Source organism: Sphingobacterium sp. InxBP1 (assembly GCF_026191775.1).
GTDB lineage: Bacteria > Bacteroidota > Bacteroidia > Sphingobacteriales > Sphingobacteriaceae > Sphingobacterium > Sphingobacterium thalpophilum.
In genome coordinates this window covers 343,462-356,928 of the sequence record NZ_JAINDX010000049.1, presented here as the reverse complement: position 1 = coordinate 356,928, position 13,467 = coordinate 343,462, and the positions used below count along the sequence as shown (strand labels likewise).

Genomic DNA, 13,467 nt, shown 5'->3' with positions numbered 1-13,467 from the left:
ATGTTATTTTTTACGAACGAGAAGTGTATTGGATTCGATGGCGAACCGATAATCTGTTGTCATGGAAAGTTTTTCGAGCACCATTTCCAACGGTTCATGCCCTATAGTCCCCGAATACATCAGTTCGATATCCGGTCGGTCGGGCACGATGATTCCATATTTTCGGTTCAGCTGTTTGCCTATTTCGCTGAAAGTGGCCTTCTCAAAATGCAAAACACCCGCCATATTTTCCTTTTCTTTAGCTACATCAAAGGACTCTACATTAAAGGTTGCTTTGTTTTTATGATATACAATGGCCTGCCCCGGAATGAGCTGTAGTCTTTTTGTTCCGTTTGAAACTTCTACTTTTCCGGTAAACAATGCTATTTTTGACAGCTTATCGTTTTCAAAAGCGTATACATTAAAGGAAGTTCCCAATACTTTGATTTCAAGTTCACCTGTTTGAATAATAAAAGGCTTATGGGCGTTATGAGCGACCTCAAAATAGCCTTCACCATTGAGGCTCACGATCCGTTTATCACCATTGAAGTTCTTCGGATATCGCATGATAGACGTTGGGCCGAGCTTGACTTTGGTACTATCGCTCAAAAGCACATTCATATATTTACCGGTCGGTACCAGTTGGCTAATAAGTTCAGTTTGAGTGGCATTTTCCGCTAGCGGCAACTGTCTTTTTAGGAATAGAAAAGCCATCGACACAAACAAGAGGCTGGCAGCTGCATAGCCAATCCACCTATAGTTTCGTAAATGATGTACCGGAGTGTCATTTTTATGGATAAAGGCCTGAAGCCGGACACGCTCCTCAGCGATCTCGGTCTGGCTTGGACCAGTCTGCATCAGTTCGACTAGTCCTTTCGCATCTTTTACAAGCTGCCGGTGCTGCGGATTTGCGTCAACCCATTGTTTCCAATATTCCATATCCTCAAGCCTTGCTTGCAGACAATAATTGATAAAGGATTCATTACAGATGAGTTCTTCCAAAGTAGGTTGTTCCATTGCTCGATGTTGCATTTACACAGTAGTGCCGCAAAGGCCTCTTTTTTACCTATTTTATTTGGAAAAATTTAAAATAAAAACAATAACCACTGATAATGAACCCTTTAATTTTTTAATTGCTTCATAAACAACGTTGTAAACTGTTCTTAGTGCTGCATTCTCCATGTCGGCGATTTCCGCATAACTCTTATTATGGAAAAATTTTAGCTCAATATAGTGATGCTGTTTTTTTGTCAGCTTGCCCAACGCATCGTGTAGTGCCTGATCTCGTTCCAATGTTTCCTCAATGGCAATTTTTTGCGATTCGATCGAATCCTCCATCGGTGTGTGCAAAACATCTTCCAGTGGTATATTTTGATTAGCTCGCTGTTTGTAGATCACGCGCTTTAGCCATACAAAGAGATAATATTTTGGATCTGTAGTTAGTATGGGTAATTTTTCACGCTTTTCCCAGAGGTCACAGAATAAGATATGGATGGATTCTTTTACAACTTCACGGTCGGCATTAATTTTCAATCCGTAGCGGAACAGGGCTGTATATACCGAGTCGTATAAGGCTAAAAAACTGTCTCTATCGCCAGTTTTAATCGAGTTCCATGTTTTTAGTGCATCCAAGTGCGCAAAATAAATAATTATTTAGATTTATTCCAAATAATATTAAACCTTTACTACGCTAGCCAAAGATTCACTTGGTCAATTTCAATCTATGATCATCACTACCCACAGTCCCTGCTACTTTAATGGTGTGAGCGCCTTTGAATTTTTGAGCAGCACCATGTACTGAAAATAATCAAGCGTGGAAGTTCCCGGCGCGGGGTTGAAACTCTCACCGAACAATCTGGACTTGATCGTTATCAGCTTTTCAGAGTTTTTATAAGGTGAATCTTTAGCATCCAACTTAAATAAATTCATGGAATTTGGCTGCGCTAGTCCCGAAAAATCATGGATTCCCTTAACCAGCATAAATGGCCCGTCTGCATTGATCACACTAATCTTCTGGTCCGATGGTGTCGGAAATTGAGGGTTTTTAGGAAGGTACATTTCGCTCTCAAGCGTATAACTTACAATACTTGACACGCTAAAGCCCGAATTCTTTAGTCGTTCGGCAAATGGACTTTTACCTTCTTTTGCACTATGCTGTAACACGTGGTAAAATCCGAAAAGTCCATAAAATTTTTCATTTTCAAGATGTAGTCTTTTCACTGAACTGCTGAAATTGGCCATCATCGCCGAATCTCTGGAGACCTTATGGGAATTATTGTCAAAATCTGTATCGACCCCTAGCACCGATATCTTTAACGAATCCGCCAACGTCTGGTTATAGTCGTACACAGCGTCCCATTTTTCTAATAACTCTTTACTCGATTGCTGAGGGATTCGTTTACTGACTGCTGTCACCACGTCTCTGAGTAAATTCTCATCTTTTGTACTGCCTTGTAAAAAACGATTGAGCTTATTAGCATTCAGACTATCCATCTCAGCCACGTAATATCTTATCCCCGCTTTTTTATTCAAAAATTTGAAAAAATACGCATCCATTTTCTGATTATAAGCGTAGCCATGAACCTCACCGAATAGAAAGATCTGGGACTGATAGAAATTATCATCAAACAGTTTTCCTTCGATCCTGTCTGAAATCTGCTCCTGGTTACGTTTTAAATAATCTGCAAATTGTTCATCCTCACCTCCAATGAAAATTCTGTTACTGATAAAAACATAGAAAATAAGAAGCAAAATAGTGGTAAGTATGGCTAAGACAGCATACTTAAAGAATGTTAATATTTTTTTCATGGCTATTTTGTGACCAAAACTATCATAAAAAAGATTAATTCTGAAATTTCACAAATAAATAACTTTTATATATCTATGAATCAAAAACTTAAAAGCTGTATTATTTGAGCGGTATATAGGCAGTAAGGGCGTTGAACAACAATTAGAGCAGAACCTCTCATTTCATTTTGAATTCAGTAGGTCTCATATTGGTCAGCTGATGAAAATTATTACTAAACGCAGATATATTCGAATATCCAATTTCATAGGCTATCTCTGTCATATTCAGATCTGTATCCTTTATTAACTCCATGGCCCGGATAATACGCAGCATTTTTAAATACTGAATAAAGGTGATCTGCAGTTTGGCCTGAAATAATCTGGTCAAACTTCGCACACTCATACCGAATCGTGTTGCTGTATCCTCTAAAGTGAGATTTTCATTGAGCCTACTTCTAAGACTGTCCGTAATCTCATTTATCCGTTGATCTTCTGTTGTGGGAAGCTGTATCGAAAACTTTTTCAGTTTTTCCTTTGACAGCAGCTTCCTAAGCGTTGATAAAAACTCAAATTCCCAGGAACCCTTATAATAATCACCTTGCCATTTCTCGCTAAATGAGAGCATTTCTGCTAAGAGCTTACTTACTGGATATATTCCCAATTCATCATAAAAACCATCATCGCTTTCGTCTGGAAAATAGATATTGATAATATATAGATCCTGCGTGTTAAACATGAGGTTGTGGGGGTAGTTTTTGGGTATCCATAGGTAATGATTAGATGGAATATAGAAATCTTTTTCACCTGTTTGCAAGTAAGCAATCCCCCCATAAACCAACAACAACTGGGCCTTATCGTGCTGATGAGCAGGCAAACGCTGTTCCGTCTGTTGTCGCAGCACAAGGATTGAATCGCGATTTTGATCCACTATAGTTATTAATTGGCTAAGAATTTCCATATGGCCAAATATAACAAACATTAGGCTAATTATATAAAACCGTAAAGTGAGGTGTTGAATAATTTTGCGGTGTTAATAATAGAGTCATAATGAAAGATAAAATCATAAAACCTGATAAAGATTTCGGACTTGCAATACAAGCCAAAAACTCTGAACAGACATCACCTCATCCGGATAAAGAAATAGATAGAGCCTACGTCTATCGGCTGTCCTGTGCTTATTCTAGTCCCTTTATGCCCATGATAGATTTAAGCTTCGCTTTTGATGAGCTGAGAAAGCTGTTAAAACAATGGCCCGCAAAGAGAAAGAAGAAACCAGTCACAGCCCCACTCTTGGTCATACTGTTGCTATTTTTTGTACAATCCGTGTATGCTCAGCATGCAGAAATCATCCACCCCTTAAGTTTGGAAGAAATATGGAAAATCGCCGAAGCTAACAACCGGGACCTGAAACTATCGGATCTAAATGTTCAGCAAAGTAAAATAGAAATATTGGAAGCCAAAGATCATTTGCTGCCGGAATTTTCAGCAGGTGGCGATGTAAAACTCAATTCCAAATTTTTGATCTATGACAACGGATTATTCTCATCTCCACAGGATGTACCTATAAAAGGCTATGGATACGGAGTGGGTTACAACTTAAACCTTAACCTCTTCAATGGCGGTAAAGACAAAAGAAACATCGTCATGAAAAAGGAAGAAGGGGTACGAAAACTGTATGAAGTGGAGCTACAAAAGCAAAGCGTAAAATACCATGTAGCAGTTGCCTATTTCGATCTGTATAAATTTCTGCACTTCTATGATTTTCTTGATGCCGAAACTGAAGCAGAGAAAAAACAGCTGACACTGATTGAAAGCCTGCATAAAAACGGTACTGTGCTAAAAAGTGATTTACTGAGAACTTCCGTCAAATTATCGCAACTGGAGCTGGCCCTTTCCGATGTCAAAAAAAAGATTGCAATCGCCAAGCAACACCTCAATATACTGATGGGCCGTGAAATTGATACCGAGCTAGCAATAAAACATGCGGATACAATTGAATTAAACGCCATCACAGAAGGTGACTACAAAGATTATGTAGATATCGCTTTTAACAAGTCTCCGTCATATAAAATGGTGAATAGCGACATCAAATGGAGTAAGCTGAACGTTAAACAGATGAAAGCTACGCTATGGCCAAAAGTCTCTCTGTATTCCAATTACAATTATACGTATCCGCAGATTTCCTTTTATCCCTATTCGAATGATTTATGGGGATTTGGTCAGACAGGCATTAAAGTTCAGTTTTCCATCGATAATCTATACAAGAGCAAGCATTCCATCGCTCGTGCCCAGACTGTCAGCAATCAGGCAAAGGAAAAAGCAGAAATGAAGAAGGATGAAATCTCTCTTCAGGTAAAAGAGGCTTATTTACAGCAACAACAGGCTTTCGAGAGCGTGGAAACAGCTGAGCAAAATATCATTAAAACCACTGAAACCTTACGTGTTATCAGAAGCAGCTACTTAAATCAGGAATCTCTTCTGACCGATCTTCTGGAAGCCGAAAATGCTTTATTGGAAGCTAAATTTAATCTGACAACAGCACAGACAAACGTACAAGTAAGCCATATCAGATTATTGGCAATAGTAGGAATTCTTTAATACAAAACTGATGAACAAAAATAAAACAGATAAAATTGTGGTAAACCTAACCAAATGCTTTGGTATCGTATTACTCGTAGGAATCATAATCTGGGCAGCTACCTATTTCTTGAAAGGGTATCACTATGAACAGACCAATGACGCTCAGGTAGATGCCTACTTGTCGCCCATAAACGCAAAAGTAGGTGGCTATATCAGCAGAATATATTACAAGGATAATCAGCGTGTTAAAAAGGGGGATACGCTAGTGGTAATCGAACTGGACGAGTACGGGCTGAAAAAAGATGCTGCGGCAGCAGAACTCATGAGCGCACAGGCCAAATTACCCGTCCTGGCTGCAAACGAAGAAACGCAACTTAAAAGTATTGAGGTCATAAAGGCCCAATTGGCAGGTGCTAAAGCCAGATTGAATCAACAACAAAAAGAATTTGACCGGTATAAGAATCTACTGAATGACGGATCTACGACACAACAAAAATTTGACAACATCAGCGCTTCTTTGGCCATCGCGCAATCGGATTATGATCAGGCAAAAGCGTCTTTGCAAGTGGCAGAATCCAAACTAAATGATTACAGCACACAACGTAATGCCATACAGGCAGAAATAAAGACCAAAGAAACGCTCCTCGCGAGGCAGGAACTGGATATTCGGTATACAGTTATCACTGCACCTTTTGACGGACAAATCGGGAAAAAGACGATTCAGGAAGGGCAACTGATACAACCCGGACAAACTTTGGCATTTTTGGTAAACAAGGCAGAAGAAAAATGGGTAGTCGCAAATTATAAGGAAACACAGGTCGGCAATTTCAGAATTGGGCAAGCGGTATCTATTGAAGTCGATGCTTTTCCGAATGAAAAGTTCGCTGGTGCTATCGAGTCCCTTTCGCCAACCACCGGCTCCCGTTATTCACTGCTTCCTCCCGATAATGCCACGGGCAATTTTGTTAAAATCATACAACGCATTCCTGTTCGGATCAAACTAACCGATACGCCTGAAAAATTAGCAAAGCTCTCTGCAGGAATGAATGCAAATGTTTACGTTTTAAAGGATGAATAATGCAAGCACATAACCTACCAATTTTCAAATCATGGGTATCTGAGTGGGTGGCGAGATCTGTCATATTTGGCATTCTGATGGCCTGTCTTTTTAGTTTTGCTTTTTATGGCAGTCCAGTAGCAGCTATGGGCTATTACGGCATACAAGCTACCGATGTCCAGTATGCGATGGTCGTTATCTATGGTTCAACCGTAGCTTTCCTGGCACTTGATTTTCGTATGGTAAAATATTTTGCACCAAGAAAATATTTGCTGATGGCCCTCGCCGTGAATATCCTTTGTTGCCTTATCTGCTTTCATGTCAAAGATTGGACATTGTTTGTTATTTGCCAGTTTTTGCAAGGCATTACCTGTGCATTGATGTCAGGAATTGCGACACAGCTTATTTTCCCGCGGCTACAGTCTGTACGTGCCCGTGTGATTGCTTATAGCATTCTTTACGGCAGTATACAGATCGCTGTACCTTTCTACTCCATCTATACGAGTATGGTCGTTCATTTTTTTGATTTTAATTGGCTATTCTACGGATTTATCATCATACTCATCATCCTGACATTTGTCATACTGCTGACGATGAACAGTAACGCCAGATTTACTAAAAAGATGCCATTGTATCAGGTGGATTGGATAGGCTATCTATTTTATGCATCATTTATCTTGATATTAGGATATATTCTTGTCTATGGACGACAATTAGGATGGTTCGATAGTTCTTTAATCATTAAGCTCAGTTTAGCTAATGTAGTTGTTCTTTCTCTTTTTATCATGAGAACACTAAAACTTAAAAGACCATTAATCAATCTACAGATATTTAAGACAAAGAATTTTGTTATCGGCCTCTTGCTTCTTTTTACATTTTATATTTTCAAAGGAAGTACAGGCCTCGCCTACGGCTATCTTGAAGTGATATTAGGAAATGATCCACTGAGCACCATTCCGATATGGACTACGGTAATTTTAGGAACTATACTGAGTATGTTCGTTACTTCCCGATTCATCTTGGCGGGTTACAACCTAATAAGGATTATTACTATTGGTTTTGGAACGATGGCGATTTATTATGCTTATATGATACGGTTTGTTTCTGTACAGGGAGAGACAGTCGACTTTATTCTGCCAATGTTTATTTATGGTGTGGCAACAGGTGTATTGTTTGTTCCGATTGTTTCATTTACCGTTTCCTCAGCACCCCAAAAGATTGCGATCAATGCCTCGCTTGTTGGTATATTGGCTAGGTTTACAGGATTTACAACAAGTCTGGCACTAAGTAACGAACTTCAGTTATTTGCAAAATCGGGAGTTCGGGAAAAGGTCCGCGAAGCACTCACGGAAACCAATCCTCAATTACCAGTAACTTTACTGGATATCCAAAACCAATATATGAATGCGGGTAGCGATATGTATACGTCAAAAACAGCATCCACAGGCTATTTCAATCAAATGGTCGGGCATCAAATATTGGCTCGTGCTACCAGAGATTACTATGATTGGATGTTAACAGGCGTGATCTTGGTAATTGCTGTTCTGCTCCTCTTGCCACAGATTCAACATGTTGTTTTGAGATTAAGGAAAGGTAATATTCCCTATTAGAATGCAACTGCCCCACTCCTGACCTCTTCTAGAAAAGCTGGAGCATTTTAAAAGTAGACAATTCGGTGATGAATTACTAATTTTAAAAGAAAGCTGACAGAGGCACCGGACGAAGGCTACGAGGAACTGCCATTTGCCAACTGTATGAAAAAGAAGAAAGCGAAAAATTTATATGAAACAGGCACTCTTTGAACAAATAACAAAATTTATTAAAATTACTGAGCAGGAAAAAACACTGATAGACTCGTTATTCTATTTCAAAAGTTGGGACAAGGGAGAATACTTCTTAGCACAAGGAACTGTCTGTAAGGAAATCGGCTTTTTAATTAAAGGCTTAGTCGTCTACTTTATAGAGGAAAAAGAGTCTCATGCCTATAATTTTGGTAAGGAGGGTGACTTTGTCTGTAATTATGAGAGCTTTCTAACGAAAACACCATCTTCCAAATCCATTAAATGTGTTGAAAACATAGAAATGCTGTGTATTAGCTATGACAGACTACAACAGCTGTATGACAAAATTGGACAAGGTGAAAAAATGGGAAGAATCATTTCAGAGCAATTGTTTCTAGAGGCAATTGCGGATATAACTTCATTCTACGTCGATACCCCCGAACAAAGATATCTGAAATTTTTGGAATGCTACCCGGATTTAAATCAACGGATTCCCCAATACTTAATCGCTTCTTATATTAAAGTAAAACCTCAGTCTTTAAGCCGGATACGTAAAAGAATGCTAAAAAAATGATTTGTTAACCCAGGTGAATGAAACTCCAGGTATCCCTTTCTAAGTTTGCATCAATAAAATAAAGGTAAGATGAACTTAGAAGAAAGAATATTCACCAAATTATTTATGAATTGGGCAACTGTAATTGGAAAAAAAGAAATTGCAGAGAAAGTATTCCATTTCACCCTGGAGGTAAGTATCAATTTCACCGGATTAATCCCGGGACAGCATCTCAGATTACTCCTGTTCCCGAATCAAAAAGGCAAACTGCGAGACCGTGTTCGGACATACTCCATTTGGCGTTGCCAGTGTGATGGAAAGAAAAGTTATATAGATATTGCTGTGTGCGCACATACGGATGGTCCGGGTAGCAAATGGGCCGAAATTACAAAAGTCGGCAGTCAGGTCCTCATTTCCAGACCGCTCGGTAAATTTACATTAGATACCACCAAGCCTAAACACCTCTTTATAGGAGATATTACCGCCTTGTCACATTTCTATTGTTTTACGCATCATCTCACACCGCAACAGGAGATAAACGGAATCATTTATGGAAAAGACGAAAAACAATTGTTTACTGATTTTGACGGAACACTTGGCTTTACTTTTCAAAAAACAGCAAATGGAACTGACACAAGCTTACTTGCATACTATAGGAGTTTGAAAATTGGGCGCGATACTAGGGTTTATATTGGAGGGGATGGCCACTTGTGCATAGCACTAAACAACCTGTTTGTAAAGGAATTAGGTCTACCCCGTAAACAATTGAAAGTAAAACCATTTTGGATATTAGGAAAAACCGGTTTGGAGTAGAATTTACGCTTTATGATGTACGGAAAAATGAAAGTCGTTGAAATATTTAAAACCAATGTCTCAACCGAAAAAGAGGCTCGGGATACAACACGCTCACTTTTAAGACTGTATCCAATTTATAAAATAAACTTTGACCTTGAAGATGAGGAAAATATCCTTAGAGTTGAGGCTCATAAACTTAAGGTTGAAACCGCCGAAATAATTAAGTATATGATTGAACTGGGGTATAACTGCGAGCGAATAGAATAATTTTTACGTCTAAAACTCGATAAGTTTATTGACTGTCCGCAAGGCCTTTTTGACAATGTATGTGGTTGGTTGTCCCTTAATTTTCCCCTGTAGTGAGACTTTTGCGGCGAGATTGCGACAAGTGTTGCGTTTCTGTAGACGATCTGTTTTAGGTTATCCTGCAATGCGTACGTGGATAATCCCACTCATCAATCATCCGAGATGAACGAGGAAAAACCCACGGTGGATAGTATAGCTGTTGCTATTGGTAATGGACAGCGATGAGTCAATACATTATTTCCATAGTATATTTTCTACAACCTTTTTCATCTCGTTGCACTGGTCTTCATTTGTAAAATATACATAGCCAAATTTCTTATCAGGATCAATCATAAATGAAGAGGTGTACCCTAAATTATTACCCCCATGCCAATAATATATAGCATCATTTAATTTCACAGCAGCCATACCCAAAGTCCACGAATCAACTCCGAAGTATTCCCTTACCGGATCGTTTCGATCCAAAGAAATGACAGGTGAAAACATCTCCTTGAATTCTATTTCATTGTTCATTAAATAGATTAAGAATTTTGAATAGTTTGTTGTATTTGCATATAAACCGCCTGCTGGATCAAAATGATACCTATCTCTTTCGTCTTTTACATGCTGCCCCTTTTTATAACCGTCTGCCAGATTTTTCTCTACCTTTGGTGTGATTATAAAATGGAAGTTATTCAGCTTTAGTTCCTTTAAAACTAAATGTTGAATGACTGCATCCAAATTTTTAAAATCCGCATTACAGAGCTTGGCGATCACTCTGGCAAGATAAACATATGCTTCGCCTGAATAGGAGAATTGTGTGCCCGGGGCAAATTGTAACTGCATTTTTTCGGTTTCGCTCCAGTTGGGCAGACCGGTGGTATGGCTTAAAACCATTCTGGCTGTGATTCTTTTGTAGCGCCCGTCTTCGATATTATCGGCTTCTAAGTACTCAAATAAGGGCTTGTCTATGTCTAGTTTGCCTTCTTTAACCAATTTAAGCACGACGAAGGCAAAAACAGGCTTCGATAAAGACGCTGCTTCAAAAAAAGTCGATCTGGTCACCCTTTTCTTAGAATCGATATTTGATAGGCCAAATCCTTTGTTAAATACAACATTCCCATTATTGATGACAGCAATTGACATTCCCTGAACTTGTAGTGAATCCATTGCAAGGTTTATTTTTTTCTCAAAGTCAATCGCTGTTAGTTGAGTACCGTTAAGTGTTCTAATCTGACTAAAACTAACCTGATGTATTAATATACATGCTAACAATACATATTTTGTCATATTGTTTCTAATTTTTTTAATATCGTTCAAGGGCCCAGCAGCTTGTAGTGACGAATAATTGAACGGAAGGTTCAGCCTTCGCGCATGAAAATGAAATGGACGCTACAAATTTTATTGTCGGTCAGCATCTTATAAACCATAAACCAAAAATTAAAGCTGTCTAAGAGTTTTAGACAGCTTTAATTTTATATACCTGGTTTAGGAGGTTTGATCATCGACTTCCGCCGAAGGTGCATTTTTCTTAACCGACTCAATCCCGTTTTCCATACCACTACTGCTCTCGTACATCTCACTCGTTCCGATGATCTGTCCGTTGGACGCCTTTAGATTGAAGTACCACTTCCCATTTGATGAGGTTTTCTTTTCGAACCTACCGTCATCCTGTGCATTCTTCCTAACCGATTCAATACCGTTAAGGCAACTTGCCTTACTGGAATAGCCTTCGCTTCCAAGGATCGTCTGGCCGTTGCCTGCCTTGAGATTAAACTGATATTCACCGTTCTTTCTGGTTGTTACTACAAATTTTCCCATGTTCTCTCTTTAGATTTATAAATGTATACTTTCGAATTTAATCACTTTCGAGCTCTTCGTCAAGAAAAGAAATAGCAATGTTCTTTTGGTAAACCTCCATCGCGCTGAGCGGGAAAAAAGAGCGTGTTGAAGAGATCCTGTATTTCTAACTTGCTGTTTCGAGTACCTAGCCATCTTATATGGTCCACATCCCTGGGAACCTCCCATTTAACATCGTTTGCAAAGAGATTTATAAGCTTATTCAATTGTCTGTGCTGCAAAATGTAGAAAGTCGTTTGTAATTGTTCTTGTCATGCTCATGGTTGATTCTTTTTTAATGTGATAATTTGCAAATAGGCCATCATTCCTACCCAAGCTGCAACAAAAAGAATGATCACTGTACCAAGCATACTGATGGAATAAAATGACAATAAAACAGTTACCAAACTTGCAAATACCCACGTGATGTCCAACGCTATGATTAGTTTAATCCATGCCTTTATGACAGGCTTTTTAATGGCCGTAAAAAGAACAAATGCAGAAAATAAGATCAAGAACGTCCCTACTTCCATAAATGGAGCTACACCTGTTGGCTTAAATATACTTATCCACATATTAGGTGTTGCAACGAGTAAAACTCCTGTAATACCAGAACTAATGGCATTTAACAGTAATACATTTTTTAGTGTCATAAGCTTTGAATTTTGTTTCTGTAAAGATATTTCTGATCCTCCAACCACACGTTATCTTTACGCGCCAACGTATTGGTTTTAGACGACAAAAAAACAGTATTTACTGTGACAAATGTGTAATTTCACATAATGAATTACAGACAAACATTTTTACAGGCATTGTTTATCTTTTGCGAAGAGAGAGGATTAGATACCGGAAAAATTGCTGCTCACTCAAACATTTCAATAGACGAATTGAACACAAACCCATCCTTTCCGATATCCAATGAGCAGATGGACATGATTTGGAAAAACATTATTCAGATTTCAAAAAATGAGTTGGTAGGGCTACATTTTGGAGCAGCGATGCAAATTGCTGCTCTTGGGGTAGTCGGCCAAGTGATTCAAACGAGCAACAATGTAAAAGAAGCTTTACAGTATGCCTGTATGATGGTAGGCTTACTTACTGATTTTTATACAATGTCAGTTCATGAAAAATCTGAAACTTTTGTTATTACCTATGAGAAAAATGCTGGCTTTGACAAATTTTCAACTACTCAAAATCAAATGGGTGATTTTTTAATCGCCTTTACACTATATGAGTTAAAAGGATTATTGATTAAAAACCTAGCCCCACTACGTGCGAGTTTTCCTACTTACCAAAAAGATTATGACAGAGAATATAAGCATATTATCAAATGCCCTTTACAGAAAAGCCGTATTTATATTCTGGAATTTAACAAGGAATTTCTAAATACGAAGATCATAACCGCCAATTATAGCGTTCAAAACTCACTTATTAGTCAGGTCTATAAGCTCCAAAATCCGGAATCATTAAGCGGTGATTTTGCAAAGAAGATTTTTAATTACTTGATCACAAACTCTTATCTATTTACCCTTTCAATAGAATCTGTAGCCTGTAATTTTAATGTCAGTGTAAGAACACTCCAAAGAAAACTCCGCGAGGAACGTATTTCGTATATACAAATCGTAGAAGAAGTTCGAAAAACGTTAGCCATTCATTACATCACGACGAGTCCATCTTCTGTAAAGGAAATTTCGGCGAATCTAGGCTTTGCTGAACCAAGTAGTTTTGTTAGGGCATTTAAAAAATGGCTGGGAAAAACTCCGTTGGAATACAAAAATAACATTCTTGTGAATCAAGACCGTCCTTGATGA

General features: G+C 38.5%; 14 protein-coding genes. 7 read left to right on the top strand and 7 right to left on the bottom strand.

The window, feature by feature from the left end:
• Nucleotides 1–3 precede the first annotated feature (3 nt).
• From K7A41_RS21565 to K7A41_RS21550, 4 genes are all read right to left on the bottom strand, one after another.
• The gene (locus K7A41_RS21565) at nt 4–996 is read right to left on the bottom strand and encodes a FecR family protein (RefSeq protein ID WP_265715485.1); all 993 of its coding nucleotides are present in this window, start codon (nt 994–996) and stop codon (nt 4–6) included.
• A 54-nt stretch (nt 997–1,050) separates the two neighbouring features.
• Nucleotides 1,051–1,611, bottom strand: a complete 561-nt coding sequence (locus tag K7A41_RS21560; RefSeq protein WP_265715484.1) for an RNA polymerase sigma factor — start codon at nt 1,609–1,611, stop codon at nt 1,051–1,053.
• 117 nt (nt 1,612–1,728) lie between these two features.
• Complete coding sequence (locus tag K7A41_RS21555) at nt 1,729–2,787, bottom strand: hypothetical protein (RefSeq protein WP_265715482.1); 1,059 nt, start codon at nt 2,785–2,787, stop codon at nt 1,729–1,731.
• Between the two features lie 157 nt (nt 2,788–2,944).
• Nucleotides 2,945–3,724 (bottom strand): AraC family transcriptional regulator, encoded by a 780-nt coding sequence (locus K7A41_RS21550; protein ID WP_265715481.1) that lies wholly within the window; start codon nt 3,722–3,724, stop codon nt 2,945–2,947.
• Nucleotides 3,725–3,813: 89 nt separating this feature from the next.
• Between K7A41_RS21550 and K7A41_RS21545 the strand changes: the two genes are divergently transcribed.
• The 6 genes from K7A41_RS21545 to K7A41_RS21520 all read left to right on the top strand — a co-directional run bounded on the left by K7A41_RS21545 (nt 3,814) and on the right by K7A41_RS21520 (nt 9,799).
• Entirely contained in the window at nt 3,814–5,364 is a 1,551-nt protein-coding gene (locus K7A41_RS21545) for a TolC family protein (RefSeq protein ID WP_265715480.1), read from the top strand.
• A gap of 10 nt (nt 5,365–5,374) precedes the next feature.
• Nucleotides 5,375–6,424 (top strand): HlyD family secretion protein, encoded by a 1,050-nt coding sequence (locus tag K7A41_RS21540; protein WP_265715479.1) that lies wholly within the window; start codon nt 5,375–5,377, stop codon nt 6,422–6,424.
• Nucleotides 6,424–8,013: an MFS transporter gene (locus K7A41_RS21535; RefSeq protein ID WP_265715478.1), complete on the top strand. Its 1,590-nt coding sequence runs from the start codon at nt 6,424–6,426 to the stop codon at nt 8,011–8,013. Before K7A41_RS21540 ends, K7A41_RS21535 begins: the two co-directional genes overlap by 1 nt.
• A 172-nt stretch (nt 8,014–8,185) precedes the next feature.
• On the top strand, nt 8,186–8,758 hold the full coding sequence (locus K7A41_RS21530; RefSeq protein ID WP_028071456.1) for a Crp/Fnr family transcriptional regulator: 573 nt from the start codon (nt 8,186–8,188) through the stop codon (nt 8,756–8,758).
• Between the two features lie 69 nt (nt 8,759–8,827).
• Complete coding sequence (locus tag K7A41_RS21525) at nt 8,828–9,550, top strand: siderophore-interacting protein (RefSeq protein ID WP_265715477.1); 723 nt, start codon at nt 8,828–8,830, stop codon at nt 9,548–9,550.
• A 12-nt stretch (nt 9,551–9,562) separates the two neighbouring features.
• The gene (locus K7A41_RS21520) at nt 9,563–9,799 is read left to right on the top strand and encodes a methyltransferase type 11 (RefSeq protein ID WP_265715476.1); all 237 of its coding nucleotides are present in this window, start codon (nt 9,563–9,565) and stop codon (nt 9,797–9,799) included.
• 273 nt (nt 9,800–10,072) lie between these two features.
• Here the strand turns inward: K7A41_RS21520 and K7A41_RS21515 are convergent, their stop codons facing one another.
• The 3 genes from K7A41_RS21515 to K7A41_RS21505 form a co-directional block, all read right to left on the bottom strand.
• Nucleotides 10,073–11,107 (bottom strand): serine hydrolase domain-containing protein, encoded by a 1,035-nt coding sequence (locus tag K7A41_RS21515; protein WP_265715475.1) that lies wholly within the window; start codon nt 11,105–11,107, stop codon nt 10,073–10,075.
• A gap of 198 nt (nt 11,108–11,305) precedes the next feature.
• A complete protein-coding gene (locus K7A41_RS21510; RefSeq protein WP_028071459.1) occupies nt 11,306–11,638 on the bottom strand; it encodes a YegP family protein in 333 nt (110 codons plus the stop codon).
• Between the two features lie 296 nt (nt 11,639–11,934).
• Nucleotides 11,935–12,309 carry a hypothetical protein gene (locus K7A41_RS21505; protein ID WP_265715474.1) on the bottom strand — a complete coding sequence of 125 codons (375 nt, stop codon included), beginning with the start codon at nt 12,307–12,309 and terminating at the stop codon, nt 11,935–11,937.
• Nucleotides 12,310–12,438: 129 nt separating this feature from the next.
• Here K7A41_RS21505 and K7A41_RS21500 point away from each other — a divergent pair, with 129 nt between their 5' ends.
• Nucleotides 12,439–13,464, top strand: a complete 1,026-nt coding sequence (locus K7A41_RS21500; protein WP_265715473.1) for an AraC family transcriptional regulator — start codon at nt 12,439–12,441, stop codon at nt 13,462–13,464.
• The last annotated feature ends 3 nt before the right edge of the window (nt 13,465–13,467 follow it).